Origin of the sequence: Shewanella sp. ECSMB14102 (genome assembly GCF_000813075.1) — a bacterium.
GTDB classification, from domain to species: domain Bacteria; phylum Pseudomonadota; class Gammaproteobacteria; order Enterobacterales; family Shewanellaceae; genus Shewanella; species Shewanella indica.
The window spans coordinates 1-25,088 of sequence record NZ_JWGX01000016.1; the positions used below are offsets into that span (position 1 = coordinate 1).

Consider the following 25,088-nt stretch of genomic DNA (forward strand, 5'->3'; position numbering starts at 1 on the left):
TTGTCAGAAAGAGACCTGCCGGTGCTTGCATCGGAGAGGTGTCCATATAGCTATTTAGTACTTCCATTATGGGAGGAACTATTGGGGTAATCGCTGGAGGAATTTTTGGGCCTGCAGGTATGGTTGCTGGAGGTGTTTTTGGTGCTACAACAGGGCAAAGGTTCGGTTTGGCAATGTGTTCGATGTTATAAGAGGGGAAGAGAAAAATGCAAGAATTAACAGTTAAAGATACAGAGATAGTGAATGGTGGAATAAATTCTGGAGTATGTTCAGCTGCAATTGTCTCAGGCTCTGCACTTGCCGGCGGCATAGCTGCTGGATACTTCTCTCTGGGTCTAGGGTTCACTGGTGGGGCATCGGCTGGTGCCTTTTTCGGAGGATTTGTAGCAGCTGCGGTGTGCTATAGATAATCTTATGGGAAGGGGGGAACCCCTTCCATTAACAGATAAAGTTAATTATGAAAGATATAAACTTATATATTATATTAGCGTATGTTTTACTTGTTTTTATTTTGATTTTCCCAATTGGCACTCTTTCTAAGATTGTAATTTTTATTGTAGGGCACGTTGTTATCTTGCTAGCTTACATTTTTAAAAGAGGTAAGTAGAAATTATGTTCTAGGATTTTGCTAGTTTTTTAATGTTTTTATATATTGAGTTTTCTATAGCTTTAGGGTTTTAGTATTCCTCTTGCGATATTTCAGTTTTTGAAAAAGTTAATGTTAGCTGTCGTTGTTATCCATTATTCCATAGGTTGTTTTTATTGGTAATATTAGTAATTGTTTTAGCCAGAGTTTACATGTCATACATTATTGAGTGTTGGAGGTGGAAATGAAGTGGTTAAGTAAAGTGAAGGTAGAAGATTTATTCCCTACAGAGTACGCTTTGGTGGATTCATTTGGGTTGAGCATGATTTTTAAGTTAATCATTTTTGTCGTAGCATTTTCTTGGCTTGGCTTTATTCTTTTTGTTATTGTAAAGTTGTTTTTAAATTAATATGATTACTGCTGAAGTTGGGTTTTGAATTCGCGGTGGGTTCTATCACGAAAGGAAACGCTTATTCTCAGTAATGCAACGATTAAATTAGTTAGCGGAGGAGGACTCTCCTCAGCAGGATATAAGATGTTAAAATTTATTTTAATCGGGTTTGTAGTGGTAGGTTTAACTATAATAGGCTTTAGGCATAAACTAGATTTTAGAACGAACACAAAAGGTTTATTTTTAGGGTTTTTATTTATTTTCATTGGATTAACTTTAATACTAAATAACTGATCCTATTTGTGCTACATCTTGCTGAACCCTTGTGGCGCAAGAGTTTCCGGATATGTGATTCTGAAGCCCACCTCATCAGGCTGGTGTTCTAACTGCGTCAAGTTACTACTTGGAGACGATATCGGTTCAGTGATCTACTTTTGGAGCAGTTATTTAGTTTGTTAGTGTTTTTTCTTTGTGGATTTCTTCATAAATTAACCATCATCTGTTGCCAATAGAAATTCTCGATTTAGGAAAGGGAACAGCCAAAGCTTTGGAGGCAAGTTTGGTTGAACAAATAAGAGAATTTACAGCCCGGCTTTGGCCAGTTCGGTCGCCATCTGTTCAAGGCCGCTCAGACCCTGGATATCGGTTTCCTTGAGTGGCAGTCGAAAGCGGGGCAGCTTGCTAAAGTATGCGTCTATCTCTTCGAGGTGCACGGCTTCCTGCTGGCGGCGTTTGGCAAGAAAGCTGCCGTCGGCTTCGGGTGGCAGCAACCGATTGATTACCAAACCTGCCAGCGGTAACTGCTCGGCCTGCAAACTGGCCACGGCGCGGCGGGTTTCCAGAATAGGCAGCTTTTCTGCGGTCAGGACAAACAGCAGCCCTGTTTGCTGCGGATCTTTAATCAGCTCACGGGTGCGCTGCAGCAGCCGTTGGCGGGCCAGTAAGGTTTCTGCTATGGCCTTGTTGCGCGGCGCCATTCCGGCGGTGGCGTGCTCGGCCGGATCGTCGAAGGGGTTATCGACATCACGGCCCCGCCCGGGTGTCAGATGCGACAGCATGGCGCCGAGCTTTTCTGATTTCTGATTGGCGCTCAGCATACCTTGGGTCCAGGCGGCCATCGCCTCAGGAAGGCTCAGTAGCCTAAGCGTATGGCCGGTGGGCGCGGTATCAAAAATGATCAGATCGTATTCACCGAGGCCGCTTTCCAGGGTCTTGGCAATCCGCTCCAGCAAAGCCGCTTCCTGGGCACCGGGAGACTGTCGGGTGAGACGCATCTGCCGCTCAATTTCAGCGAACATCTCCGGGCGGGTAAAACTTTTCAACTGTTGGCTGACCCGGTCGAGATGTTGGCGCACTTCCTCATCCGGGTCGATTTCCAGTGCATCCAGATTGGGTGCCAGCCGGGTGTAGTGATCGCCTATCTGCTTGGCAAAGGCATCGCTCAGGCTGTGGGCCGGATCTGTGGACACCAAAAGGACTTTCTTGCCGCGTCCGGCCGCCAACAGGGCCAGTGAGGAGGAGACAGTGGTCTTGCCGACACCGCCTTTGCCACCCACCCACAGAATACGTTTGTCGGTCAGCTGCGCCATAGCCCGTCCTTAATTAACATCTTGTTTCAACAGCATCTGAACTGATCCAGCGGTGAGTGGGGCATACCCATACGCAGGTGCCAGTCATGGAACTTTTCCAGCATCAAGGGCTGCAGCTCCAGAGTGTAGTAACTGGCCGGGTTGGGTACCCCCATCATTTCGGAGAAGATCAGCAGCATAAAGAGATCGTCCTGCTCCCTGCGGGCGCGGGCGACTGCCGAGCGAAAAGGGGCGTTATACGCCTCTTCCGCCAGGTGGCTCAGGTCTTTGACCAATGCCTTGATCTTCGCCAGCTTCATCAGTCGTTCTCCGCTGCGGTTTTACGCGCCTTGAGCGAGCGGCTCAACGTGGCACTGCACTCCAGTGAAATGACTATGGCGGCGATCAGTACCACCAAGTCCAGAGTGAACAGGAACCAATCCTGCTTGTCGTAGAAGCCCTTGAGCTGAATAAGTAGGCCCATGGTGGTCATCACCAGCAGGAAGATAAGCGGAGCCAGGGTATACCACATGGGGCGACCCAGTTTCACCAGCATCACTGTGATTACCAGCAGTGTCAGGCCAGCCAGCAACTGGTTGGTGGTGCCAAACAGCGGCCAGATCAGCATGCCACCCGAGCCGTCACCGCCGGCACCGAAGGCCAGCAGCAAGCAGGTACCCACGGCCAGCAGAGTGGCGACGGCGCCATTTTGCATCCAGTTGAGGTTATAGATGCTGCCCCATTCCTGGAAGATGTAACGCTGTAGCCGTAAGCCTGTGTCCATAGTGGTACCGGCAAACAGCACTACCATTACCGTCAGCAGGGTTTGCGCCATGGTTTCATCCATGCCTATCCCGGATTCGAGGATATTGGCGCCGCCCTTGATAAAGGCACTGACGCCCCCCTGACCAAAGGCGTGATAGATGGCCTGCCAGTCGGCCAGGGTCGCAAAACCCGCAGTGGCGGCTATGATGGCCGCCAGTGCCAGAGAGCCTTCGCCTATGGCGCCAAAGTAGCCGACAAAACGCACATCCGGCTCTTTATCCAGTTGTTTTGAGGTGGTTCCGCTGGAAACCAGGCCGTGGAAGCCGGAAATCGCGCCGCAGGCAATGGTGACGAACAGCAGCGGCACCAAGGATGGAGTGCCTTCGGGCACATCGGTATTAAAGGCCGGCGCCACTATATCAGGCGCGCCCAGAAGCACGGCGCCGTAGAGCAAGCCTAAGCCGATAAACAGCTGAATACCATTGATATAGTCCCGCGGTTGCAGCAGCATCCATACCGGCAGCAGCGAGGCGATGGCGGCATAGACAAACAGCAGGATGATCCAGCTCTGGTTATCTGACAGCGGCCCCAGGGTTTCCGGCAATGCCAGCGGCATGGACGGGCCGATATAAATGAGTGCGTACAGTGCCGCCACGCCGATAATGGACACCACCAAGAGGTTGATAAGACGACGGTAGATGAGCTGGCCTATGATGAGAGCCACTACAATGGCGCCCCAAACCGGCAGGGTGGCGCTGGGGAAGTTGATCAACTGCTTGGCAATGACAACGGCAAACACGGCGTTAACCATGAGCAACACTAAAAATATCACCACCATAAAGATGCTGCGGGCCCGCTCGCCGATAACATCACCCGTGACCGCACCTATGGATTTGGCCTTGTTGCGGTTACTGGCCCAGATGGCGCCGGCATCGTGCACCCCGGCAAAGAAGATGGTGCCGAACACCACCCAGAGGAAGGCCGGCACCCAGCCCCAGATAACGGCAATGGCCGGGCCGATAATCGGCGCAGCTCCGGCCACTGAGGTGAAGTGGTGGCCCCAAAGCACATATTTATTGGTGGGCACATAGTCGATACCATCCTGCATCTCATGTGCAGGTGTCACGAAGTTGGGATCGACTTTGAAGATTTTTTCGCAGATGAATTTTGAATAGACAAAATAGCCGGCCGCCATCGCGCCCAGGCCCATTAACATCAACAGCACAGCATTCATGGGACACCTCTTGTTGTTGTTTTGATGTATTGATGTTAATGGAAGGTGGTTGTTGCTGATATCAGACTAAAGTCCTATTTGGTCGCGGCTGTCAATAACAGCATTTTTGCTGTAGGCGTTTGTCTGCAAAGTAATAATTGCCCGTAATATCGCGGTAGTTCTTGTTTCTTTATTGCGTGTTTAGCTGCTTACAAGGACTTTCAAGCTTATCCGGATGAGAGCCAAATAGGGTAGTGATTACCTTAAGTGAACAGATACTGTTCTTTCTCTACCGTTTTTGCTATTTCGCGTGGCATTATGGAGCGCATAGCGCCAGATTTGGCGCTAGAATGGCTCGGTGCTACCGGTTGGTTGTGGCACAGATAATATCAATAACATCGCAAAGGAAGCTGGATTGTGACGAAGAAAATTATCCTGGATACAGATCCCGGTATTGATGATGCTATGGCAATTCTGTTTGCCGAAGGCCATGCAGCTGTGGATCTTATCGGTATCACCACAATATTTGGCAACGCCACCATTGAAAACAGCACTAGTAATGCACTGTATCTGAAACAGAAATATGGCATGAAGGCAGACGTGTCCATGGGAGCGGATAAGCCGCTGTCGCGCCCTCCTGTCGGCCCTACCACTATAGTTCATGGTGAAACCGGTTTTGGCGATCTGCAAGTCAATGCCGCCGATGTCAGTCTGAGCGCCGATCCCCGTCCGGCTTGGCAATATATTGTCGAGCAGCTCAAGGCGCAACCGGGGGAGATCACTCTGGTGGCTGTTGGGCCTCTGACCAATCTGGCACTGGCACTGCAGCATGAACCCGGGATCACCAAATTGGTAAAGGAAGTGGTGGTCATGGGTGGAGCCTTCGGGGTTAATGGCCATCAGGGTAATGTCAGTCCTTTCGCCGAAGCCAATATCCATGATGATCCTGAAGCGGCCGATATCGTATTTACCGCCGACTGGCCCGTGGTGATTATCGGTCTGGATGTGACCCATGAGAGTTTCTTTACGCCCGAGTATCTGGATAAGCTGCGCGATGAAGCCGGTGAGCCGGGACGCTTTATTCACCAGATAAGCCGTTTCTATCTCGACTTTTACCAGCGTAGCCTGGGGATTTCCGGCTGCCACGTGCATGACCCCTCGGCCATTGCCTATGTGATTGACCCCAGTCTGTTTACCCTGAGAAAGGGGCCTGTACGGGTGGTTTGCTCCGGACCGGCCATTGGTCACACAATGCAGAAAACCTATGAGCGGCGCCATCCCCACGATGATTGGAGTGATATGCCGCCGCAGAGTGTTGGGGTAGGGGTACGCGATGAGGCGTTGCTTGAGCTTTATCGCAACACTCTGATAGATTTCGGTCGTCGGTCATAGGCCTTGCTGCGACAGTTATTTTTCTGACCTCAGCGGACTTCATCTGATGCAAGAGCCCGGTATTTTACCGGGCTCTTAACCCTTTGAAGGGACTCTTATTTTGCTGTTTATCCGCCTTTTCATTTTATTTATCTGTTACCTGTCCCCGCATGGTTCAGGGTTAGTCGGTTTCTAAGTATCAGTATTCCTCTTTTTAATCATGGCTCCTCTTTTTGGTCATAACTCCCCATGCTAATCACGCTTTCTCATTGTCACGTTATTCTCTGCTTCCCTCTACTCATCGACTTATCCTCAGTCTCAATCTCATTGTCCGGCTTCCAAGCAGCAAGTTTGGTCCGGAGCGACAGGCGTATTTATCTGCGCTTTCGGGTTAAAGAGTTGGTTATAGGTTTTAGCTCTAATCATATCGACTGTAACTATTTGGGATGGTGAACGCTTAAATGGCTTTGCGTTGATTTTTCGGCTAACCCCTCAGAAATAGCGAAGTATTGTCGGAAAATAGAAACTTTTTTAGATAAATTTCAAGTAACGCAACCGCTTGTTGTTGTGAGGTAAATCACTTTTTGATGCCTTGTGTGACATGAGTTGAGCGGTTTTGCGTTATTGATAATTACAGTTCAAATCATTAGGCTTGTTTTTAATTGAACGGTCAATTAATAAAAATATGCCTAAGATTGGAATGAAACCCGTGCGCCGCCAGCAGCTGATCGATGCCACTATGGCCTCGGTGGCCGCCAATGGTTTGCACAATACCACCATCAACAGCATCAGCCGCTTGGCCGGGTTGTCGTCGGGGATTATCAGCCATTATTTCGGTGGCAAGCAGGAGCTGATTGAAGCGACATTGCGACATTTGCTGGAGCAACTGAAGCTGGCTTTGCTGGCCCAAACAGCAGAGCAGCAGCTTTCCCCCAAGGCACGGCTGCACGCCATAGTGGCGGCCAACTTCACCGAGTTTCAACGCTCGGGGGCGGCTACCCGCACCTGGCTTAATTTCTGGGCTCAGTCCATGCATGAGCCCGGGCTTGCCAGGTTGCAGCAGGTCAACAGTGCCAGACTGCAGAGTAACCTGGCCTTCTCTTTCAAACAGTTATTGCCCGGGGAACAGGCGCTCAAGAGTGCCGAGCAGGTGGCCGCCATGATTGACGGTTTTTGGCTGCGCAGTGCTCTCAGTCCTGAGCCTGAGCAGGCGTTTGCTGCCGCAGAATCCTGGTGTATCGATTTCATTGACCAAAGTCTGGCTTATCACGGAGTACATTGATGACACAGCCTGTTTATCAGAATTTTATTGACGGTCGTTATATGGCCAACGCCTCGGGTGAATCCTTTGAGGTGATTAACCCTGGCACCGGCCAGGTGCAATACCGCGTTGAAGTGGCCGATGAGGCCATCAAACAGGCGGCCATTGCCAGTGCCAAACGTGGATTTGCCGCTTGGTCAGCCATGAGCGCCATGGCGCGCAGCCGGGTGCTGTTGAAGGCGGTTGCCCTGTTGCGGCAGCGCAACGATGAGCTGGCCAAAATTGAAGTGCTGGATACGGGTAAACCCTGGCAGGAGGCGTCTGTGGTGGACGTGGTCACAGGGGCCGATGCCATAGAATACTTCGCCGGTATCGTGGTGGGCCTGGAAGGCTCTCAGCAAAGTGTTGGCGATGATTTCTTCTATACCCGCCGTGAACCTCTGGGGATATGCGCCGGTATCGGCGCCTGGAATTATCCTTTGCAGATAGCCTGTTGGAAGTCGGCGCCGGCATTGGCTGCCGGTAACGCGATGATCTTCAAGCCGTCTGAGGAGACCCCGCTCGGCGCTCTGAAGCTGGCGGAAATCTTTCTCGAAGCCGGTGTGCCCGCAGGGGTGTTCAATGTGGTGCAGGGCGCGGCCGAAGTAGGTCAATGGCTGACTCACAGCGAGGATATCGCCAAGGTGTCCTTTACCGGCGAAGTGGGCACAGGCAAGAAGGTGATGGCGGCAGCGGCCTCCAGTCTCAAGGATGTCACCATGGAACTGGGGGGCAAGTCCCCGCTGATCATCTTTGAAGACGCCGAACTGGAGGATGCCGTCAGCGCCGCCATGCTGGGCAACTTTTATACCCAAGGAGAGGTTTGTACCAATGGTACCCGGGTCTATGTCGCCCGCAACCTGTATCCGGCCTTTATCGAACGTTTGCAGCAAAGGATGGCCAATATCAAGGCCGGCGACCCCATGGCGCCGGACACCAATTTCGGCGCCCTGATATCCAGCGCGCACAGAAACAAGGTGCTCGAGTATATCGCCCTTGGGCAGGCCGAAGGAGCGAGGCTCCTTTGCGGTGGCAAGCCTTTGACGCCGGACTCGGCCCCTGAAGGTTTCTTTGTTGAGCCGACCGTATTTGTCGACTGTGATGACAAGATGCGTATCTGCCGTGAAGAGATCTTTGGCCCCGTGATGTCTGTACTGATTTTCGACGATGAAGAGGAAGTGATCCGCCGCGCCAACGATACCGCCCTTGGTCTGGCTGCCGCGGTATTTAGCCGCGATATTCGCCGCGCTCATAGGGTGATTCATTGCCTTCAGGCCGGGATCTGCTGGATCAATGCCTATGGCGCCTCACCCTCGGAGATGCCCGTCGGTGGCTACAAGCTTTCCGGAGTTGGTCGGGAGAACGGTAGTGAAACCCTCAAGGCTTATACCCAGACCAAATCGGTTTATGTCGGCATGCAGCCCCTGGAAAGCCCATTTTAAGGAGCCGTTATGAACCAGAATTTCGACTATATCATTGTCGGTGCCGGCAGCGCGGGTTGTGTGCTGGCCAACCGCCTGAGCGAAGATAAAAACAAACGGGTCTTGTTGCTGGAAACCGGCGGCAGTGATCGCAGCATTTTTATTCAGATGCCAACGGCGTTGTCCATTCCCATGAATACCCAAAAGTATGCCTGGCAGTTTGAAACCGAGCCTGAACCGGGTCTGGACAATCGGCGCATGCATTGTCCAAGGGGCAAGGTGCTCGGCGGTTCGTCATCTATCAACGGCATGGTCTACGTCCGCGGTCACGCCCATGACTTTGATGAGTGGCAGGCCTGTGGCGCAGAGGGCTGGAGCTACGCCGATTGCTTGCCCTATTTCAAAAAGGCCGAGACCTGGGCCTTTGGCGGTGACAGGTATCGAGGCGATAGTGGGCCCTTGGGGGTCAACAACGGCAACCGCATGGTTAACCCCCTGTATCAGGCCTTTGTTGATGCCGGTGTGCAAGCCGGGTACCTGGCCACAGATGATTACAACGGTGCCCAGCAGGAAGGCTTTGGCGCCATGCATATGACAGTGAAAAATGGTGTGCGCTGGTCTACGGCCAATGCCTATCTGCGTCCGGCCATGACACGGAATAATTTAAAAGTGGTGACCGGCGCCTTAGTGCACAAGGTATTGCTGCAGGACAAGGTGGCAACCGGGGTGCGCTATGAATGCGGCGGCAAGTTGCAGCAGGCCATGGTTGGCGTGGGCGGCGAAGTGATTCTTTCAGCAGGTCCAGTGGGCTCCCCCCACCTGCTGCAGCTTTCCGGTATAGGCGCGCCCGAAGTCCTTAAAGCAGCCGGTATTGAGCTGGAGCATGCCTTGCCCGGGGTCGGGGAGAATCTTCAGGATCATCTGGAGTTCTATTTTCAGTTCCGTTGCACCCAGCCTGTGTCCCTTAACCGCAAACTGGATTGGTGGAACAAGTTTCTGATCGGCAGCCGCTGGTTCTTTACCAAGACGGGACTCGGGGCGAGCAACCATTTTGAATCCTGCGGTTTTATCCGCTCCAAGGCGGGCCTGGCCGCACCGGATCTCCAGTATCACTTCCTGCCCGCCGCCATGCGTTATGACGGCCGGGAAGCCTTTGATGGCGATGGTTTTCAGGTGCATATCGGCCACAATAAGCCCAAGAGCCGGGGATGGGTCAGGGCACAGAGCAGCGATCCGCACCGGCATCCGCAGATACGTTTCAACTATTTGCAACACCAGGATGATATCGAAGGTTTTCGCGCCTGCGTGCGCCTGACCCGGGAGATTATTCATCAGCCGGCATTCGATGGCTATCGCGGAGAAGAGATCCAGCCTGGTGCCGAAGTGGAAACCGATGAGCAGATAGATGCCTTTGTTCGTCGCTCGGTAGAGAGTGCTTATCATCCATCCTGTTCCTGCAAGATGGGTACAGATCCCATGGCTGTGGTAGACCCACAAAACCGGGTGCATGGCATTGAAGGACTGAGAGTCGTGGACTCTTCCGTATTCCCCACCATTCCCAATGGCAACCTCAATGCACCGACCATAATGTTGGCAGAGAAGGCCGCCGATATTATCCGCGGCCGTGAAGCCTTACCGGCCTCTGATGCCACAGTTGTTCTGGCTGACAAGTGGCGAGCGCAGCAGCGCAGCCACGCACCCGAGCGACCTACCTGATCTTAAAATCCAAGGGGCCAGTCTGCGGTCGGCCCCTTACCCCTGTCAATGCTGTAATCGGTGTAGCCAAGCCGAGGGCTTTTTGTCGGCCAAAATTCGCCATTAGTCAGGGGCTGGAATTAGAAAAATATAATTTAAATCAAAAATAAAGGGAAAAGTTATGGAGCTTTGGCTTTCAGCAGGGATCTTATTTACCTTTGCTATGATAGGGGTGATCCTGTATCGGTGGGGCAACATTCCCTGCGTAGGTGTCACCCCGGTGCGGATCAACACCTTTATCGCTATTTTGTTTACCTCAGGCCTCGATGTTGGCTTGATCATGTTCCCACTCACTGAATTCGACACTTACACAGATACCAACAGCAGCCCCGAATACGCCTTTTCCAATCCCTTGGCGATAGAGTTTGGATTTTGGGCCTTTCTTATCTGGGGTTTTTACTTTGTCACCTGTTTCTATTTCTGCGTTATAGAACCCAGAGTGAAGTTCTTTGAACTCAAGCCGGTAAAATTCATCAACAACATGGTGATTATCGGCACCTGTGCCTTCACCGCTTATTTGCTGCTCAGCAACTTGCCCTGGTATCTGCCGGAGATGGGCGATGGAGAGTCCGTTATAGGCGCCTTCTATCTGATGGTGTTTGCCGTTATCGCCATCGCGGTTTATTCCAGTACCAGTATTAAATACGTCAAGGTACTCAGCCTGGCCAGTACCTGGTTGTTTGTGGCCCTGATAGCTCTGATGTGGAGCGGCGCATTTTTAGGAGAGAACGGCACTGTCGGCGACTTCATTAGCACCTTTTCGTTATTGGGTGATTACTTTGTTGATATCAAACATTTTGTGTTGCCACTTAATGACTATCACGCCTTTTACCTGTTCTGGTGGTTTGCCTGGAGCATAATGATCGGCCAGTTTACCTCGCGTTTTGTCGGTGGGATCAAGACCTGGCAATTGCTGCTGGCCATGATGGTGTTCCCCTCCATTCCGGTCGCGATTTGGTTCAGTGTTCTCTATTTCTACGATACCCAGGCAATCTCCACATCCGGCTTTTATAACTTGGCCATGGTCATGGTGGGCATTACCTTTGTGATCAATTCGTTGGACTCATTGATCCGTCTCTACACGGATAACCTGGGGCTGACGGTTGCCAGACTCGGCAAACGCAACTATCTGCTTGGCAATATCGCCGTGATGGTGTTGCTGACTTTACTGTTCCAACTGGATTTTCTGGAGATCCAATGGGTAGGGGCTCTGGCCATAGGGCTTATCTTAACCTGTGCCGGTTACATGCTGCTGACCAAACTGAAAACCTTGGGCCGGATCCAAGGTTCTCCCAAAGAAAACACCATAGATTTTAATAAAATAAAACTAGCCGACTGATGCAAACTTCAATCCATAAAACCAAAAGAGGAACACAGATGGGTTTAAACGCCATGGCAAACTATCTTAAGTGCGGCGGTTTAGCTGCACTACTGACACTGACATTTGCAGCCCAAGCCGAATGGTCATCGACAGTGACCCTGGTATCGGATTACAGTTTCAACGGGGTCAGTCAGACAGATGAAGGCCCGGCGTTACAGGCCAGCTTGGATTACAGTAGTGAAAGTGGTTGGTATCTTGGCAGTTTTGCTTCCAATGTCGATTTTGGTGGCGCTGATGATACCCGGTTGGAGCTTGATGGTTACGCAGGTTATTTCTACCGGTTCAATGAAAACCTGAGCCTGGATGCCGGGCTTGCCTATTACAGCTATCACGGCGAATCCTTTTCCGATGACTACAACTATCCGGAAGCTTATGCCAAGTGGGGGTATCAGTCGCCATTCGGTCAGTCGGAGTTGAATCTCTGGTACAGCTGGAATTACTTTGGTACCTGTGCCGGCCACAGCATAGTGATGTTGGCCCACAGTTTCGAATTGGCGCCCGGTCACCGGCTGAGGTTGAGTTTTGACCGTTCCACATCGTATGATGCAGACAAGTGGCTGTGGCAGGGAAGCAGAGGCTATCAACACTACCGCATCGCCTATCAGACCCAATATCACGGTATAGATATTGAGCTGGCGGGTGAAGATACCAGCCTGGACTCGGATAACGCCGATGCCAGGTTGGTGTTTAGCCTATCGCACAGGTTTACTTTCTAACTACAAACCTCGATTGCAACAATATTCTTTTATATTTCAATCATTTTTGCAGTTTTTTGGCAATTATTATCTCTGGTGGGGTCTATCATTTGTCATGGATGATAAGGGGGAATGCGGGCCTGAGTGGCGTGACCTCGGGTGAAGAGAAGCCAAGTAGCAGCTCTTCATCAGCAGCGCCTGGGATGCGGCGTACCATGGCAGTGAATTCTTCGACTTAATCAATAAGAACCGGGTAACCCTCGGGCGTATCAAGGTCTAGGGTTTCAAGGTCTGAGGAAGGCCCGGGAAGGGGCAGATAAGCCTGAATCACATCAAGTTATGGCTTGCGGCTCAGGCAGTTTTGCAGCAGTTTGGCGAAGAATTCGCTGCCTTTGCGGCGGGCAAAGGCGATGTTGCGCTCCGGAATCGACTCAGGATCATCATATTCGGCCAGGGCTTGTTCCATACTGGCTTCACGTATGATGTGCAGAGTCGGATAGGGCGCTCTGTTGGTATAGTTGGCGGCATCATCCTGGGCCTCTCCTTCGAAACAATAGTCGGGATGAAAGCTGGCCAACTGGTAAACCCCTTCATACCCTTCTTCGAATAACAGCTGCTCGGCAAAGGCCAACAGATCCAGATAGAGGTGAAAGCCTTCAAAGCCCCTCGGCAGAATGAACAGGCTGGTTTCCGCTTGTGGGTGCTCATCCAGATATTGGCACTCGTCCAGCAACGCCTGCAAGGCAGTATCCATGCGGCTTTGTTCGCAAACTGTGTAACGAATCGAGTCGCGCTCGACTTCCCGCCTGGCGAAGGGGCAGATGTTGTACTTCATGATCACCTCCTTGACCCAAGCCTGGGTTTGGGCGGCGATAGTCTGGGATCCCATCATGGAGTCTGTGGCCATATTCTGCTCTGTCTTTGTGTAAGGGCGTTATTGGCGGCCATCATAGGCAGCCTCTGGGGTACTGGCAAGCACCAAAGGTGTTGAGGGATGAAATACGGCGCCCATTCAAGCGGCGCCGTTTGTTTGCTCAAATTAAAAAATCAGTAGCTGACTTCCACTTCATAAGAGGTGAACTTGCGGATATTGATTACGCCGGTATCGAAAATCAGGTACTGCCCCTTGATGCCCATCAGAGTGCCACTGACAACGGCTTCTTTATCAAAGTTATGGGACTTGATCTTCTTCGGAAACTCACTGACCGGGTAGTGAATTTGCGTCTCTGTCTCGGTCAATCTTTCTATCTTGTAATCACCGCGGCTCATTGCCAGCTCGTGCAGGCGGGTTTCGATACTCGGCAATAGCGTTTCGGCCTTGGCCTTGAGATCTATCTCGTCGTTGTTGCCCTTGAGCATCGCCTGCCAGTTGGTTTTGTCGGCAATCAGTTTGGCCAGTTCGACTTCGATGAGGCCGGAAAGCTGCCTGCTGCTGACTTTGAATATCGGCAGCCCCTGGGTGGCTCCCTGATCCAGCCAGCGGGTGGGCAGCTGGCTGTGGCGGGTAATACCGACCTTTATTCCCGAGGTATTGGACAGGTAAACATAGTGGGGCACCATGCAATGGGTGTCGCCCCATTCGGGTTCGCGGCAGGTTCCCTGATCATAATGACAGGTTTCCGGTTTCATCACGCAGAGATCGCAGCTGGCGAGCTTCTGCATACAGACATAACAGTGGCCCTGTGAGTAACTCTTCTTGGTCTTCTTACCGCAGTTGCAGCAGAAGATGTTACCCGTGTGACTCAGGGTTAAACTCTTGCCAATCAAAGGGTTCAACGCCAGGCGTTGTTCAGCCACTCTGAGGGTGTATTGTGCCAGATGGTTCTCGTCCAGGGCGACGGCCATCTTATTCAGTGTTCCAAGCATAACGACAAAGCTCTGTTCTTGTGATTTTCGCCAGTGTATCAGTTTTCCTAACAGGAATTATCGATTGCACATCGGTTGCTGCTTTTGCAGGCGATCAAGAGTCAGAGGTTAGGCAGTTGCAGTATTGAGCTCAAGTCAGATTCAGCTTATCCAATACCAGATCATCACCTATGCTGTAGAGGGATTCAGTCAGGCGTTCCTCCTGCATAGGATCGGTTAATCCCAGGCTGATGGTGGCCCGAAACAAGGCGATGCCGGTATGGCCCGCGGTTTCAAACTTGCTGCTGAATTGCTCGATATTGATCCCAAGGGCATTGATCCTGTTGGAGATATCCAGTACCAGCCCGGGCCTGTCGTAGGCCACCAGGTTGAAACTCAGGCGTTTGATATATTTCTGCTGCTGGCCGGCCCTGGCACTGGTGAGCGCCATACCATCGATGCACTCCAGGGCATCAAGCAGGTCATCCCAGTGTTCGCTGGGAACCTCAAGCAGCAAAATGGCGGCAAAAATCCCGTCGATATGGCGTAATTCCGAGTCGAGCCAGTTGCCGCCGTGGCGGCTGACCGCATGGGCAATCTGCTCAACCAATCCTTTTCTGTCAGGGACTTGCAGTGTGATAAGGTAACGAAGCATGGTAGACAGACTCCTGAATAATGTTAAAAAAAGCTATGTAACACTATTGTCATTTTTGCGTCATATAATCCCAGCCACTCGATAAGGGATGGTCTTACCTGGGTTGGCCGAAACGCAATAACGTACGGTTAATTCGGTAAAAAGCCTAACAGCTATTAATAATAGAGGTTCTTAATGGAAAGTCAGGTCATTCAACCTGCTTCTGCGTCGAAAGATCTGTTGGTGAGCAAAGGCTCCGGCCGCAGAGCCTTCAAGGATAAGGCCGCGCAGATAGGGGTAACAGTGGGTGGAACCATGGTGTTCGTCGCCCTTTTGTTGATCTTTTTCTATCTGCTTTACGTGATTAAACCTGTGTTTGACGGCGCCAGTGTTGAACCCGTCACCGAAGTGAGCCTGCCGGCCAGTTCAGACAAGACGCTGATGGTGGGCAGTGACGAGCAAAATGAACTGCTCTATCGGGTCGGTGACCAGGGCGTGGTGGATTTTTTCAGGGTCAAAGGCGATCAGCTGCATCAGCAGGTGAAACTGCCAGTGCCAGATTCGAGCAAAGTGGTCAGCAGCGCCGTCAGCGCCCCAAGCCAGCAGTTGTTTGCCCTCGGACTGGATAATGGTCAACTCTTGTTGGCCGGGGTGGATTTTGGTGTCAGCTATCCCAATAACCAACGCCTGATCACGCCCAAGGTCAAATATCCACTGGGGGAGTCTGCGCTGACGGTTGCCGAGGATGGCTCGCCGCTCAAGAGTCTCGCCTTCGGCTATAGCTCCGAGAGTATGAGCTTTGCCTATCAGGACAGCCAGAATCGCTGGCAACTGACCAAGATGGTCGGCGAAGAGAACATGATGACCGAGGAAGTGGAGTGGACTACACAAACCATGCCGCTGCCGGATGCACCTTCCCGTACTGAACATCAACTCATGACCCCGGATCAGCGCCAACTGCTGCTGCAGTCCGGCAACAAGATTTTTGTCTACAACATTCAGTATGTGGATGAAATCTCGCTGCAACAGGTGATAGATGTCGAGAAAGCCAAGGCCAAGGTCACCAGTTTGAGCCTGTTGGCGGGCGCCAGTTCATTGCTGGTAGGTTACGATAACGGTGTGGTGGCCCAGTATTTTCAGGTGGCCAGCGACCGCGGCCGTGTCTATCAGGAGATCCGCGAGTTTAGCGGTTTGGGTAAGGTGGACACCATTGCCTCTGAGTTCTATCGCAAGAGCTTTGCCACAGTAAGCCCAGAGGGTGAACTGTCTTTGCTTTACACCACGAGTGAGCGCGAGCTGTTCGATAAAAAGTTCGATCTCAAGGCACCGGGTGTTATGGGCTTCAGCCCCCGCTCCAATGCCTTGATCATTGAAGATGGCAGCAAGCTGCACCTGTACGCGGTTGACAACGACCACCCGGAAGTTTCCTGGAGTGCCCTGTGGAACAAGGTATGGTACGAAGGTTACCCTGAGCCGCAGTTTGTCTGGCAGTCCACTTCCGGCTCGGATGATTTTGAAGCCAAGCTCAGCCTGATGCCGCTGGCATTCGGTACGCTCAAGGCGGCGTTCTATGCCATGCTGTTTGCCGTTCCTCTGGCGATTGCCGGCGCCATCTATACCGCCTATTTCATGTCGCCCAAGGTGCGCAGCGTAGTCAAGCCCACCATTGAAATTATGGAAGCCCTGCCGACAGTGATCCTCGGTTTCCTGGCCGGTCTCTGGCTGGCACCGCTGATTGAAGAGCATCTGCCCGGCATTCTGGCCTTGCTACTGTTGTTGCCGATAAGCATAGTGACCAGTGCCTATGCCTGGTCCAAGCTGCCGGGGCGCATCAAGGCGATACTGCCGGAAACCTATCAGGAACTGATGCTGATCCCGGTTATCTGTTTTGTCGGTTGGTTCTCTTTTGCCATCAGTCCGGCAATCGAAGTGGCCTTCTTCCACGGCGACACCCGCCAGTTCATCACCAATGAATTGGGGATTACCTTCGATCAGCGTAACGCGCTGGTGGTGGGGATTGCCATGGGCTTTGCCGTCATTCCAACCATCTTCTCCATTGCCGAAGACGCCATCTTCTCTGTGCCGCGTCACCTGTCGAACGGCAGCCTGGCCTTGGGAGCGACCCCCTGGCAGACCCTGACCCGGGTAGTGCTGCTGACCGCAAGCCCGGGGATATTCTCGGCAGTCATGATGGGCCTTGGCCGCGCCGTGGGTGAAACCATGATTGTACTCATGGCCACGGGGAACACTGCCATCATGGAGTGGAGCGTGTTTGAAGGGATGCGGACCCTGGCGGCCAATATCGCGGTGGAAATGCCGGAATCGGCCATTGGCAGCTCCCATTACCGGGTATTGTTCCTCGCAGCCTTTGTACTCTTTATCTTTACCTTCCTGTTCAACACTGTGGCCGAAGTGGTGCGTCAGCGTCTGCGCGACCGCTACAGCTCACTGTAACAGGAGAGAAATTATGAATAGAACACTAGATGTTTCGCCAATCACCTTAAGGGGTTTGTGCAATGGGTAAGTGGTTTAAATCAGGCTCTCCCTGGATCTGGATGACAGGGGGCGCCGTCAGCCTGAGTTTGATTGCGGTGTTGGGGCTATTGTTACTCATCGCCTGGCGTGGCCTGAGCTATTTCTGGCCCGCGGATATCTATCAGTGGGAGATGCAGGATGATAAAGGCCAGCGTTACACCCTGATAGGTGAACTGTACGACAGAGAAGAAGTGCCGACCGAGCGGTTGAAATCCGCCGGTTATCACTTCAACTCAGAGCCGGGTGAGTTTGTGACCCGTTATCTGGTCAAGACGGGTAACCGTGAGTTTGTCGGCCTGGATTTCCGCTGGATTTTGGAGACAGATATTGTGTCGCGCTCCACCCCGGAAGGCTTGGCCATGATAGAGCGTACCAAGAACGGTAACTTCTACGGCTACCCTGTGGCGGTGATTGAGAAGGGCCAGCGGCTGGAGCTCGGCGGCGATGTGCAGAATTCACTCGAGGAGCATATCGAGCGCGCAGTGGACCTGGCCGATCAGGCGATGACACTGCAGAAGCAGGACATAGGCGCGGTTAACTATGAGCTCGAACGTCTGCGCCTCAAAGAACGTGGCTATGAGCTTGACGATGCCCTGACGCCTGAGCGCAAGGCCGAGCTTGAGTCCAAGCGTCAACAACTGGATCAGCATTACCAAGGGTTGGAAAAGCAGCTGTTCTCTCTGCGTGAGCAAGCCGGGCGCGACTCTGTGATAGTACGCGACATGCGCGGCGAAGAAGTGACCCTCAGTCTGGATTCGGTGCTGGATGTCAGCTATGTCAACCGCATGGGCTTTATCGACAAGGTAGGCCACTGGTTTGTTGGCCTGGGACGCTTTATCAGTGACGATCCCCGCGAAGCCAACACAGAGGGCGGGGTGTTCCCGGCGATTTTCGGCACAGTATTTATGGTGTTGCTGATGGCCGTAATAGTGACACCATTCGGTGTGGTGGCCGCCATCTATCTGCACGAATACGCCAAGAAAGGGCCGATCACCAAGATGATACGTATCGCGGTAATCAACCTTGCCGGTGTGCCTTCGATTGTGTACGGGGTGTTTGGTCTGGGCTTCTTTGTCTATATGCTGGGGGGCTCGCTGGATCAGCTGTTCTATCCAGAGGCATTGCCGTCGCCGACCTTCGGCTCTCCCGGGGTTATCTGGTCGGCACTGACTTTGGCGATTCTGACCCTGCCTGTGGTGATTGTTTCCACCGAGGAAGGCTTGTCACGTATTCCAAGCTCAGTGCGTCAGGGCAGCCTGGCTCTGGGGGCCACCAAGGCCGAAACCCTGTGGCGGATTATTATCCCTATGGCCAGCCCGGCGATTATGACAGGGCTTATTCTGGCTGTTGCCCGCGCCGCCGGTGAAGTGGCACCCTTGATGCTGGTGGGGGTGGTCAAGTTGGCGCCTACCTTGCCTGTGGATATGAATTTCCCCTTCGTGCATCTTGAGCGTAAGTTTATGCACCTCGGGTTCCATATTTATGATGTCGGTTTCCAGAGCCCCAACGTAGAAGCTGCCAGGCCTTTGGTCTATGCCACCTCGTTCCTGCTGGTATCTGTGATCGTGGCACTCAACCTGACGGCTATCAGCGTGCGCAACCATCTGCGTGAAAAGTACCGCTCGCTTGAACACTAATTGACGATTATCCTGAAGTGATAGGACAGAATATGATTTCGATAGACTCATCGGTAATGAATACTGAGACGCTGGATCTGGCGAACCTGCCTGCCGAAGAGACGGCGCTGGAGATCCGTAACCTGGATCTGCGCTATGGTGACAAGCAGGCGTTGTTTGATGTTTCCATGAAGATCCCCAAGAAGAAGGTCACCGCCTTTATCGGCCCCAGTGGTTGCGGTAAGTCCACTTTGCTGCGCTGTATCAACCGGATGAACGATCTGGTGGATAACTGCCATATCGACGGGGAAATCTTGCTCCATGGTCAAAACATCTACGACAAGAAAGTGGATGTCGCGGCGCTGAGACGCAATGTGGGCATGGTGTTCCAGCGCCCCAATCCTTTCCCCAAGTCCATTTATGAAAATGTCGTCTATGGCCTGCGCCTACAGGGCGTGAACAATCGCCGTGAGCTGGATGAAGCCTGTGAGAGTTCACTGCGCGGCGCCGCCATCTGGGACGAGGTGAAAGACAGGCTGCATGACAACGCCTTCGGGTTGTCCGGTGGTCAGCAGCAGCGTCTGGTGATTGCCCGGGCGATAGCCATCGAGCCGGAAGTCTTGCTGCTCGATGAGCCGACTTCGGCGTTGGATCCTATCTCGACCCTGACTATCGAAGAGCTGATCACAGAGCTCAAGTCCAAGTACACAGTGGTGATAGTGACCCACAACATGCAGCAGGCGGCCAGGGTGTCGGATCAGACTGCCTTTATGTATATGGGTGAGTTGATTGAGTACTCGGATACCAACACTATCTTTACCACGCCAAAACAGAGTAAGACCGAAGATTATATTACCGGCCGCTACGGTTAATAAACGCTGCGTCCGAGCAAGGGGAAGCAAATGGAAAACAAGAACCTGAATAAACATATCTCAGGCCAGTTCAGCGCTGAACTGGAAGATATCCGCAACCGGGTACTGGCCATGGGCGGTATGGTAGAGCGCCAGTTGGAACAGGCGCTGGATGCCCTGGGCAGCCTGGATGCCGAACTGGCACAGAAGGTGATCGAGGGCGATCACAAGGTCAACGGCATGGAGGTGATGATAGACGAAGAGTGTACCCGCATCATTGCCAAGCGCCAGCCGGCGGCCAGCGACTTACGCCTGGTGATAGCTATCTCCAAGACGATTGCCGATCTTGAGCGCATCGGCGATGCCTGCGTGCGTATTGCCAAGGCGGCACAGGAGAAGCGCAGCAATAATCAGCAGCCACTGCTGGTCAGCATTGAGTCCATGGGGCGTCATGCCACCCGCATGTTGAATTCGACCCTGGATGCGCTGGCGCGGATGGACGCCGAGTCGGCGTTGGAGCTGCACAAGGAAGATGCCAAGTTGGACAAGGAATATGAAGGCATCATTCGCCAACTGATGACTTACATGATGGAAGATCCCCGCTCTATCCCCGGCGTGCTGGATGTGCTCTGGGCTGCCCGCGCGGTTGAGCGGGTAGGGGACCGCTGCAAAAACATCTGTGAGTACGTGATTTACTACGTAAAAGGCAAAGACGTACGCCATGTCTCCTACGAGGAGATGGAAAAAGAGCTGTAAGCTCTTATCCGGAAGTCTCAGAGAAAGCCGCTTAGATTCAAGCGGCTTTTTTGTCGCTGTTTGGGGCGGTGCAGCCCGGTAGGCTGCACCGTGCGGTCAACAGAGCACTTAGTTAACGGATCTCTTGGTTAACGGAGCACTTGGTCAACCCCAGCCTAGTCAAAACGCAGCCTAGTCAACGCGATATTCTGCCAGTTCGATCAGGTTACCGTCAGGATCGCGAATATAGACTGAATCTATCGGGCCTGTGGCGCCGGTACGGGCGACGGGACCTTCTTCGATGTCAATTCCCATGGCACTGAGATGTGCCATAGTATCCTTGAGTGAACCACAGGTGATAAAACACAAGTCCGCCGAACCACTTTGGGCTTTGGCGGCATTGGGGTAATATTCGCGGCCAAGTTGGTGCAGGTTGATTTTCTGATCGCCAAATTGCAGCGCCGTTCTGTTATCGGCAAAGGTTTGGCGTTTCATGCCCAATTTTTGGTAGAAGGCGACACTTTGCTCTATGTCGCGGACGGTCAACACCAGGTGGTCCAGTCGGGTTACGCGCATGCTGCTATTCTCCTTATCGCGCCCGAGAGACACAGCGGCCTTTCGGGGTAATGCACAACATTTTGCTATCGATTTGCGTCTCTGTCAGGATACAGAGTTGAGTGCCTGTTGGGGAAGGGGCCGCCGAGAAACCTTCCTTTGCGCCTCTGTCCTGCGCTTAATACAGTCTTAAATATCAAGAGGAATTTAATGAAACAAACCCTGATCCGCGGCTTGCTTAATCTGCTGCCCATGGCGCTTAGTCTCTGGCTGTTTTGGTCCCTGTTTGAATCTCTCGACAGCCTGGGAAAATTACTTTTTTCTTTGCTGGGTATGGATACTGTGTTCATAGGGGCAGGTTTTATATTGGTCACAGCCTTGGTGTTTATTGCCGGGTTACTGTTTTCTGTCAGCCCCATCGTCTGGATCTGGAGCTGGATTGAGCGGCAGTTGATGCGCTTTCCCCTGTTCAAGTCTGTCTACGGCAGTATCCGCGATATCGCTTCTTTGATGAACCGTGATAGCAGTAAGCCCAAGTCGCAACAGACGGTATTGGTGCGTCAGGCCAACGGCGGTTTTGTGGTCGGCTTTATCATGACAGACAAGCCACCTCAGCCACTGCTCGATGCCTTGCCCGAAGGGGACTGGGTGCCTGTGCTGTTTCAACTCTCTTACCAGATGGCCGGAGTTACCAGCCTGGTCAAGCGAGAGGATTTGATCATGGTGAATTGGTCATTCGAGGAGGCGATGCGCTTTAATCTGACAGCGGGCATTTCGCAAACCCCCAAGGTCGTGAAGGACTAAAGTGATGATTCTTTGAGCTGGAGTTGCTATAGACTCCCCATTTTATTCATTTTTGTGTATAATCAGCGCCGATTGTTGCCAAAAGTAGCAGTTTGTGTCTGAGTCGATTGCCATTCACTATGCCACGGTAATCTTGTCTGTCCCGCCAACACTTTGATCCCGGTGGGCCCTAACTCTTCCATTTAAATCAAGCCGAGAGCTTGTCCGCGGAAGGGTGTCACATATTGCACATAAACACTCTATAAGCTTTTGGTGTGGCTTTGGATAAGCGTTGTCCCCGGCCGAGTTCCGCTATAATTTAGGAACTTGCTCGCAGGCGGCGCTAATTATCCGTAAAAAGGAGCGCAAAATTTGATTAAGTCGAGTATTAATCCTCCGGTGTTTTTTTCGTCACTGATCTGTATCGCTATTCTGGTGTTTGTCGGCGCGGTTTGGCCGAATGAGGCACAGGAATTGTTCAAGGCAGCTCAATCTTGGCTGGAGTTGAAGGCGGGTTGGCTCTACATCATGGGTGTGGCGATTTTTCTGGTATTCATCATCTTTGTGATGGTGAGTCGCTTCGGTGATATCAAGCTTGGGCCGGATCATGCCGAGCCGGATTACAGCTATAAGAGCTGGATTGCCATGCTGTTCTCTGCCGGTATGGGAATAGGCTTGATGTTCTTTGGGGTCGGTGAGCCTGTGATGCATTATCTGGCGCCGCCGGATGCGGATCCCCATACAGTTGAAGCCGCCAAAGAAGCGATGAAGATCACCTTCTTTCACTGGGGTATTCATGCCTGGGCCATCTATGCGGTAGTGGCCTTGAGTCTGGCCTACTTCAGTTATCGGCATAAGTTGCCACTGCTGCCACGAAGCGCACTTTACCCTCTGATTGGCGAACGTATTTATGGCCCTATAGGTCACTGTGTCGATACTTTTGCCGTATTGGGTACCATGTTTGGTGTGGCTACCTCTTTGGGTTTCGGGGTATTGCAGGTTAACTCGGGGCTTAATTATCTATTGGGTGATATATTCCCTATCAATACCGGGGTGCAGGTGGCACTGATCATAGGTATTACTCTTATCGCCACAGGCTCTGTGTTTTCCGGCCTTGATAAGGGGGTAAAGCGCTTAAGTGAGCTTAACCTTGGGCTGGCTTTTGTGCTGATGATGATAGTGCTGCTGTTTGGTCCAACCGTCGCTCTGCTGCAGTCTTTCGTGCAAAACACAGGTGGTTACCTGAGTGAACTGGTGAGCAAGACCTTCAACCTTTATGCCTACGAGCAGAAGAATGATTGGCTCGGTGGCTGGACTCTGCTTTACTGGGGCTGGTGGATCTCCTGGTCACCTTTTGTCGGTACCTTTATCGCCCGGGTCTCCCGTGGCCGTACCATTCGTGAGTTTCTGGTGGGGATTTTGTTTGTTCCCAGTGGTTTCACCTTCTTGTGGATGACGGTTTTCGGTAATTCGGCGATAGATGCCATCATGAATCATGGCGCAGAATATCTGGCTACTGCGGTTTCCACCGATGTATCGGTCGCCCTGTTTACTTTCTTTGAGCATTTGCCGCTGTCCAATCTGCTGTCCATTATCGCCGTGTGTCTGGTGGTGACTTTCTTTGTGACTTCGTCAGACTCCGGCTCTTTGGTTATCGACAACCTCACCTCAGGCGGTGATGCCGATGCACCTGTATGGCAGCGGATTTTTTGGGCTTTGATGCAGGGTTTAGTGGCTTCTGTACTGCTGCTCGCCGGTGGCTTGCAGGCGCTGCAAACGGCGGCGATTGCCAGTGCCATGCCGTTCTTGTTGGTGATGTTGCTTATCTGCTTTGGCCTGTTCAAGGCGTTGCAGGATGACTGGCTCAAAATCAATAGTGTGCAGCTGCATACCACCAGTGTGCAGTACGCCAGAACCAGCGTGTCCTGGGAAGACAGAATAGATGTGCTGGTGTCGCATCCCTCTTACGAGCAGGCGCGGCGCTTTGTCGACAACGTGGCAACACCGGCGCTGTCCAAGGTCTCTCAGGGATTTTTATCCCGCGGTATCAATGCTGATCTCCAGTACGATGAAGACAGGGTGAGGTTGGTTATCGAAAATGAAGAGGTGCAGACTTTTGTTTATGGCTTGCGGATCCGTGCCTTTACGCTGCCTGTGACCCATCAAACTCAGGAAGAAGGTGAGGATGAATCACAAAATAACTACTTCCGGGTTGAAGTCTTTCTCGAACATGGTGGACAGTATTATGATGTGATGGGTTATACGGAAGAGCAGATCCAGGCAGATGTGGTGACTCAGTATGAGAAATACCTGCACTATCTGCATCTGTCCAGTGCAGAATATGTAGAGGGCCACTAAGCGGCCCGTTCATCGGAAAAGAAAGATGGCAGAACAGAGTAAATTGGATCGGGTGCTGGCACAGGCCCGTGAGTATCAGGCGAGTCGTGAAAAAGGCTATCGGGAGCAGGCGCTCAAGCTGTATCCCTGGGTTTGTGGCCGCTGTGCCAGGGAGTTCACCCACAAGAACTTGCGTGAGTTGACTGTGCATCACAGAGACCACAATCACGACAATAACCCTTCAGATGGCTCTAACTGGGAGCTGTTGTGCCTCTACTGCCATGACAATGAGCATTCCAGGTTTGAAGAGCTGGTGCAGTACGGCGACACCAGTGAAGCCAAACAGGCGCCGGCCACTTTCAATCCGTTTGCCGATCTCAAGGCGAGAATGGCAGCCAAAGATTGACCGCCTATCTTGCTCGGCCTGATAAGGCGTAGGCTACTCAATGGAAACCGTCTATCCAAGGGCGGTTTTTTTATATCAAAGGCGCTGATAAAAGCGGTTCTGACCTTGGCTTTGCGGTGATTTTGATACTGATAAATATTCTCATTAACCAGTAAAAAACCTTGTTACAGCTAGGTTTGCTTCGCTTTACTCTTTTGAATAACCCAGTATTGTTGAAAAAGTCGCCAATGGAATTTGAGCTGAGTAGGAGAATTGCGACAAAGTGTGTTTTGCCCCAGAGTTTGCGTTGGATTGTGCGGCCTGCAGTTTTATACTCGTCTGACAATTATTTCAAATCAAGATGGA

The 25,088-nt window shown here is 52.1% G+C and carries 21 protein-coding genes; 13 read left to right on the top strand and 8 right to left on the bottom strand.

The window, feature by feature from the left end; genetic code table 11:
• The 4 genes from RC73_RS21110 to RC73_RS06645 all read right to left on the bottom strand — a co-directional run.
• Positions 1–310: hypothetical protein (locus RC73_RS21110; protein ID WP_039033916.1), on the bottom strand; the 310-nt coding region annotated here is incomplete at its 3' end.
• Between the two features lie 1,248 nt (positions 311–1,558).
• Entirely contained in the window at positions 1,559–2,566 is a 1,008-nt protein-coding gene (locus tag RC73_RS06635) for an ArsA family ATPase (RefSeq protein WP_039033917.1), read from the bottom strand.
• A gap of 26 nt (positions 2,567–2,592) precedes the next feature.
• The gene (locus tag RC73_RS06640) at positions 2,593–2,865 is read right to left on the bottom strand and encodes a cory-CC-star protein (protein ID WP_025009799.1); all 273 of its coding nucleotides are present in this window, start codon (positions 2,863–2,865) and stop codon (positions 2,593–2,595) included.
• Positions 2,865–4,544 (bottom strand): carbon starvation CstA family protein, encoded by a 1,680-nt coding sequence (locus RC73_RS06645; protein ID WP_039033918.1) that lies wholly within the window; start codon positions 4,542–4,544, stop codon positions 2,865–2,867. The genes RC73_RS06640 and RC73_RS06645 overlap by 1 nt, the downstream gene beginning before the upstream one ends.
• A gap of 396 nt (positions 4,545–4,940) precedes the next feature.
• Here RC73_RS06645 and RC73_RS06650 point away from each other — a divergent pair, with 396 nt between their 5' ends.
• The 6 genes from RC73_RS06650 (at position 4,941) to RC73_RS06675 (ending at position 12,467) form a co-directional block, all read left to right on the top strand.
• Complete coding sequence (locus tag RC73_RS06650; RefSeq protein ID WP_039033919.1) at positions 4,941–5,915, top strand: nucleoside hydrolase; 975 nt, start codon at positions 4,941–4,943, stop codon at positions 5,913–5,915.
• A gap of 664 nt (positions 5,916–6,579) precedes the next feature.
• On the top strand, positions 6,580–7,176 hold the full coding sequence (betI, locus tag RC73_RS06655; RefSeq protein ID WP_039033920.1) for a transcriptional regulator BetI: 597 nt from the start codon (positions 6,580–6,582) through the stop codon (positions 7,174–7,176).
• Positions 7,176–8,636 (top strand): betaine-aldehyde dehydrogenase, encoded by a 1,461-nt coding sequence (gene betB / locus RC73_RS06660; protein ID WP_039033921.1) that lies wholly within the window; start codon positions 7,176–7,178, stop codon positions 8,634–8,636. The genes betI and betB overlap by 1 nt, the downstream gene beginning before the upstream one ends.
• Before the next feature lie 9 nt (positions 8,637–8,645).
• Positions 8,646–10,331 (top strand): choline dehydrogenase, encoded by a 1,686-nt coding sequence (gene betA, locus RC73_RS06665; protein WP_039033922.1) that lies wholly within the window; start codon positions 8,646–8,648, stop codon positions 10,329–10,331.
• 160 nt (positions 10,332–10,491) lie between these two features.
• Positions 10,492–11,709 (top strand): choline transporter, encoded by a 1,218-nt coding sequence (locus RC73_RS06670; RefSeq protein WP_039033923.1) that lies wholly within the window; start codon positions 10,492–10,494, stop codon positions 11,707–11,709.
• Between the two features lie 53 nt (positions 11,710–11,762).
• On the top strand, positions 11,763–12,467 hold the full coding sequence (locus RC73_RS06675) for a TorF family putative porin (protein WP_039034008.1): 705 nt from the start codon (positions 11,763–11,765) through the stop codon (positions 12,465–12,467).
• A 316-nt stretch (positions 12,468–12,783) separates the two neighbouring features.
• Here the strand turns inward: RC73_RS06675 and RC73_RS06680 are convergent, their stop codons facing one another.
• The 3 genes from RC73_RS06680 to RC73_RS06690 all read right to left on the bottom strand — a co-directional run bounded on the left by RC73_RS06680 (position 12,784) and on the right by RC73_RS06690 (position 14,946).
• On the bottom strand, positions 12,784–13,353 hold the full coding sequence (locus RC73_RS06680; protein WP_143078384.1) for a DUF1415 domain-containing protein: 570 nt from the start codon (positions 13,351–13,353) through the stop codon (positions 12,784–12,786).
• Positions 13,354–13,493: 140 nt separating this feature from the next.
• Positions 13,494–14,312, bottom strand: coding sequence for a DUF2797 domain-containing protein (locus RC73_RS06685; RefSeq protein ID WP_039033924.1), 819 nt, complete (start codon positions 14,310–14,312; stop codon positions 13,494–13,496).
• Positions 14,313–14,442: 130 nt separating this feature from the next.
• On the bottom strand, positions 14,443–14,946 hold the full coding sequence (locus RC73_RS06690) for a glycine cleavage system protein R (protein ID WP_025009810.1): 504 nt from the start codon (positions 14,944–14,946) through the stop codon (positions 14,443–14,445).
• A 174-nt stretch (positions 14,947–15,120) separates the two neighbouring features.
• On the opposite strand from RC73_RS06690, the gene RC73_RS06695 reads away from it, so the two are divergent.
• The 4 genes from RC73_RS06695 to phoU all read left to right on the top strand — a co-directional run bounded on the left by RC73_RS06695 (position 15,121) and on the right by phoU (position 20,683).
• Positions 15,121–17,379, top strand: coding sequence for an ABC transporter permease subunit (locus RC73_RS06695; RefSeq protein WP_039033925.1), 2,259 nt, complete (start codon positions 15,121–15,123; stop codon positions 17,377–17,379).
• Between the two features lie 62 nt (positions 17,380–17,441).
• Positions 17,442–19,097 carry a phosphate ABC transporter permease PstA gene (pstA, locus tag RC73_RS06700; protein ID WP_039033926.1) on the top strand — a complete coding sequence of 552 codons (1,656 nt, stop codon included), beginning with the start codon at positions 17,442–17,444 and terminating at the stop codon, positions 19,095–19,097.
• A gap of 32 nt (positions 19,098–19,129) precedes the next feature.
• Positions 19,130–19,948 carry a phosphate ABC transporter ATP-binding protein PstB gene (pstB, locus tag RC73_RS06705; protein WP_039033927.1) on the top strand — a complete coding sequence of 273 codons (819 nt, stop codon included), beginning with the start codon at positions 19,130–19,132 and terminating at the stop codon, positions 19,946–19,948.
• Between the two features lie 30 nt (positions 19,949–19,978).
• Positions 19,979–20,683 (top strand): phosphate signaling complex protein PhoU, encoded by a 705-nt coding sequence (gene phoU / locus RC73_RS06710; protein ID WP_039033928.1) that lies wholly within the window; start codon positions 19,979–19,981, stop codon positions 20,681–20,683.
• 171 nt (positions 20,684–20,854) lie between these two features.
• On the opposite strand, the gene RC73_RS06715 is transcribed toward phoU, so the two are convergent.
• Positions 20,855–21,238: a VOC family protein gene (locus tag RC73_RS06715; protein ID WP_039033929.1), complete on the bottom strand. Its 384-nt coding sequence runs from the start codon at positions 21,236–21,238 to the stop codon at positions 20,855–20,857.
• A gap of 189 nt (positions 21,239–21,427) precedes the next feature.
• Here RC73_RS06715 and RC73_RS06720 point away from each other — a divergent pair, with 189 nt between their 5' ends.
• The 3 genes from RC73_RS06720 (at position 21,428) to RC73_RS06730 (ending at position 24,743) form a co-directional block, all read left to right on the top strand.
• Positions 21,428–22,021 carry a DUF502 domain-containing protein gene (locus tag RC73_RS06720; protein ID WP_039033930.1) on the top strand — a complete coding sequence of 198 codons (594 nt, stop codon included), beginning with the start codon at positions 21,428–21,430 and terminating at the stop codon, positions 22,019–22,021.
• 351 nt (positions 22,022–22,372) lie between these two features.
• On the top strand, positions 22,373–24,358 hold the full coding sequence (locus tag RC73_RS06725) for a BCCT family transporter (protein WP_039033931.1): 1,986 nt from the start codon (positions 22,373–22,375) through the stop codon (positions 24,356–24,358).
• A 25-nt stretch (positions 24,359–24,383) separates the two neighbouring features.
• Positions 24,384–24,743, top strand: coding sequence for a YajD family HNH nuclease (locus tag RC73_RS06730; RefSeq protein WP_025009816.1), 360 nt, complete (start codon positions 24,384–24,386; stop codon positions 24,741–24,743).
• Positions 24,744–25,088 lie beyond the last annotated feature (345 nt).